This is a genomic window from Pseudonocardia pini, assembly GCF_013870575.1.
GTDB lineage: Bacteria > Actinomycetota > Actinomycetes > Mycobacteriales > Pseudonocardiaceae > Pseudonocardia > Pseudonocardia pini.
Genome location: NZ_JACBXB010000521.1, coordinates 1 through 3999, shown reverse-complemented (window position 1 = coordinate 3999; position 3999 = coordinate 1). Strand labels below are relative to the sequence as shown.

At 74.1% G+C, this 3999-nt stretch carries 4 protein-coding genes; all 4 read right to left on the bottom strand.

Annotation, left to right across the window (positions count from 1 at the left end; all coding sequences use genetic code 11):
- On the bottom strand, positions 1-984 hold a 984-nt coding region (locus H5J29_RS23830; RefSeq protein WP_181783266.1), incomplete at its 3' end, for a S1 family peptidase.
- 120 nt (positions 985-1104) lie between these two features.
- A complete protein-coding gene (map, locus tag H5J29_RS23825; protein ID WP_181783265.1) occupies positions 1105-1956 on the bottom strand; it encodes a type I methionyl aminopeptidase in 852 nt (283 codons plus the stop codon).
- Positions 1957-1961: 5 nt separating this feature from the next.
- Positions 1962-2345, bottom strand: a complete 384-nt coding sequence (locus H5J29_RS23820) for a DUF3054 domain-containing protein (protein WP_181783264.1) — start codon at positions 2343-2345, stop codon at positions 1962-1964.
- 31 nt (positions 2346-2376) lie between these two features.
- Positions 2377-3999: penicillin-binding transpeptidase domain-containing protein (locus tag H5J29_RS23815; RefSeq protein WP_181783263.1), on the bottom strand; the 1623-nt coding region annotated here is incomplete at its 5' end.

The following is a 3999-nucleotide window of genomic DNA, read 5'->3' as shown; positions in this document are numbered from 1 at the left end:
CGCGGCGTTCTGCACCGGGCCGCCGTCGACCAGCAGGCCTGCGGGATCGGCGCCCGCGGGGGCCTCCGACGGCGTCGTCAGTCCCTGGGTGGCCAGCCAGTCCCGCAGGTCCGTGGTGTCGGTGATGAAGTTGAAGGCCTGCTCGCCCTCGAGCACGAAGGAGTTGACGCCCACGACCACGCCCGAGGCGTCGAAGGTCGGGCCGCCGGACATGCCGGGCGCGAGGTCGGCGTTGATCTCCGTCTGGGCCACGCCGCCCCGGCTGACCTGGTGGCTCGACACCGTGCCGGACTTGAAGCTCGCCCGGGCCAGGTCCGGGTCGACCACCTGGGAGACCGCCCCCGGGAACCCGACGGCCGTGACCGTGGCGCCCGACTCGGGGTCGGTGTCGCCGATCGGCAGGGCGGGGGTGCCGCGGCGCTCGACCTTCAGCAGCGCGAGGTCACCGGAGTCGACGCCGTCGAAGTCCAGCAACCGCGCGGGCTGCGGGACCTCCAGCGCGGCACCGTCGACGTCTCGCGGCTGGCCGACCTCGATCCGGCGCTGGACCTCGGAGCCGGGGGTGGGGCCCTGGACGTCCCAGGTCGCGAGGGCCTCCGGGAGCAGGTCCGCGGCCTCGGACGGGGTCAGCGACCCCGCGGTCACCTGGTCGTCCACGTACTGGGTGATCAGGGCGTCCCGGGCCTCCTCGGGATCCACGCAGTGGCCCGCGGTGGCGATGTGCCCCGAGCCCGTCACGAAGAAGCCCGAGCAGGACTGGCTCAGGATCGTGGGGCTCGACGACCAGCGGAAGCCGCCGAGCAGGGTGGGCCTGCCGATCAGGCCCGCGAAGTCGACGTCGACCTGCACCAGGCTCTTCTCGGCCGCGTCGTTCACGGCGGTGCCCTGCTCGTCGGCGTTCGCCACCGGCGCGACCAGGGCGGTCGCGGCGGCGGTGGCGACCAGTGCGCCGGAGACGGTCAGCAGTCGGGACCTGGTGGACATCGGATCCTCCTCCATCGGGGTGGTGCTCTCGATGGGGAAATCCTGTCGCCGCGACGCCTCCCGGCCCATCCACGTGCCGGTGGTGATCACCTGACCCCCGGGGTCAGGCTTTCCTGTCCCTCAGGGCAGGGTGAGGATCTCCGAGCCGGAGTCGGTGACCAGGATCGTGTGCTCGAACTGCGCGGTCCGCTTGCGGTCCTTGGTCACCACGGTCCACCCGTCGGACCACATGTCGTAGTCGACCGTGCCCAGGGTGATCATCGGCTCGATCGTGAACGTCATGCCCGGCTCGAGCACGACGTGCACGTCCGGCTGGTCGTAGTGCAGCACCACGAGTCCACTGTGGAAAGCCCTGCCGATGCCGTGGCCGGTGAAGTCCCGGACCACGCCGTAGCCGAACCGCTTGGCGTAGGACTCGATGACCCGTCCGACGACGTTGAGCTCGCGCCCCGGCCGGACGGCTTTGATCGCGCGCATCGTGGCCTCGCGCGTGCGCTCGACGAGCAGCCGGTCCTCCTCGGACACCTCGCCCGCGAGGAACGTGGCGTTGGTGTCCCCGTGCACGCCCCCGATGAACGCGGTGACGTCGATGTTCACGATGTCGCCCGCGGAGATCACGGTGGTGTCCGGGATGCCGTGGCAGATGACCTCGTTGAGGCTGGTGCAGCAGGACTTCGGGAAGCCCCGGTAGCCCAGCGTCGACGGGTAGGCGCCGTGGTCGACGAGGAACTCGTGGACCACCCGGTCCACCTCGTCGGTGGTCACGCCGGGCCGCACGGCCTCGCCGCCCGCCTGCAGCGCCTGCGCCGCGATCCGGCTCGCCACCCGCATGGCCTCGATGACCTCGGGGGTCTGGACGTCCCCGTCCCGGGCGGGGCTCGGCGCCTTCTTCCCCACGTACTCCGGGCGCGGGATGTGCGCCGGGACGTCGCGGACGGGGGTGGGCGTACCGGGGGCGAGAACTGCGGTCACGCCCCTCAGCGTACGGAAGTCCGCCGGTGGGCGAGGTGGGCGGTGAGGGCCGACACGCCGCGCCAGCCGAGCAGGAACACCGCCAGGCTGACCGTGGCGACGATCGCGAAGCTCAGCGGCAGCCGCCCGGTGAAGGCCGCGCGGAGCAGCAGCCCCAGCCCCGCGGTACCGACGACGACCACCGCGCCCGCCTTGATCCCGGAGGGCTGGGCCCGCACCCACGGGGTGGCCCAGGCCGCGACCAGCCCCACGAGGAACGGCGCGGCGGTGCCGACGAGGCCGAGCACGCTGCCCGCCTCCTCGTGGCTCGCACGGCCGATCGCCGCGAACACCAGGACGGCGACCGCGTCGGCGGCCAGGGCGAGGGTGGCGATCCGGGGTCGGCGCACGGGGTCGAGGGTACGCCCGGGGACAAGCGCCTCAGGCCGCGGGGAAGCCGGCGAGGAACCGCTGCGCGATCCCGACCGCCGGACCGGACGAGCCGCCGTCGACCACGAGCACGGCGAACGCCACGTCCCCGCGGTACCCGACGAACCAGCCGTGCGCCCGGTTCACCCCGCCCTGGCTGAACTCGGCGGTGCCGGTCTTGCCGAGGACCTCCCCGGAACCGCGCAGCGCCGTGGCCGTGCCCTCGGTGACGACCTGGCGCATCATCGGCCGGAGCTGGTCGAGGGCCGCCGGTTCCGGGGCGGTCGCCGCGGTGGTCGTCGCGGTCTGCTGCCCGCGGATCAGCTGGGGCACCACGGGTGCGCCGTGGGCCACGGTCGCGGCGACGAGGGCCATCCCGAACGGCGTGGCGACGACGTCGCCCTGACCGAAGCCGTCCTCCGCGCGCTGGACGAGGTCCTCGGCGGGCGGCACGGAGCCGGTGACCGTGGTGAGTCCGGGGATCGCGTAGTCCGCGCCGAAGCCGAGCTGCAGACCGGCGGCGGTCAGGGCGTCGGGCGCGAGCCGGGAGGCCAGCGTGGCGAACGTGGTGTTGCAGGACCTGGCGAAGGCCTGCCCCAGCGGGACGGTGCCGAGCTCGAACCGGTTCTCGTTGGGCACCAGCCTGCCGCCGATGACCGTCGTGGCCGGGCACGGCTGCGGGGTCGTGGCCCCGACGCCCAGGTCCTGCAGCGCCGCGTTCGCCGTGACGATCTTGAAGGTCGAGCCGGGCGGGTAGCGGCCGGTGAAGGCGATGGCGCCCGCGGTGTCGGCGGCCTCGTTCTGCGCGGCGGCCAGGATGTCCCCCGTCGACGGCTGGACGGCCACGACCGCGACCTGGTTCGGCAGCGCGTTCACCGCGTCCTCCGCGGCGGCCTGCAGCGTGCGGTCGAGGCTGACCTGCGCGGTGGTGCCGGGCGTGACCGGCTGCTCGGCCAGTGTCTTCTGCGGGTTGCCGAGGGCGTCGACGGCGTCGACCTCCCAGCCGTCCTTGCCGTTGACCTGGGCCGCGAGGTGCGTCCGCACGGCGGGCAGCACCTGGCCGGCGAACCCGGCGTCGGGCGCGAGCAGCCGGGTCGCGCTGGTGAACCGGACGCCGGGAAGGTCGTAGACCGCGGAGCGGATGGTGTTGTAGTCCGTCTCCCGCAGGACGGCGACCGTGTAGGCCTGGCCCGCGGGCGTGGCGTTCGCGCCGTCGGTGATCGTCTGCGCGGTGATCTCCGGGTCGATCGGGCCGAGCGAGCGGGCGAGCGCCCCGGCGACGGCGGCCAGGTCCCCCGCCGCGGCCTTGTCCAGCAGGATCGTGACGACGGGGGTGGCCGCGAGCAGCGGCGACCCCGCGCGGTCGGTGACCGGGGCCGGGTCCGGGGTGGTGGTGCGCAGGGCCAGGGACTGTCCGGTCTGCAGATCGGGATGGACCGCGCTCGCGGCCCAGTGGATCGTCCAGCCGGTGTCGGCGGCGTCGTCGGGGCGCAGGTCCAGCGGCAGCAGGTAGGTCCAGCGCCGGTCCTGCCCGAGGTCCCAGGTGACGTTGACCGAGGCGGCGGACCGCTCCCCCGCCGTGCGGACCTGCGCGACCTCGCCGGTGACCGCGGTGGGCTTGAGCGCGGTGCGGAC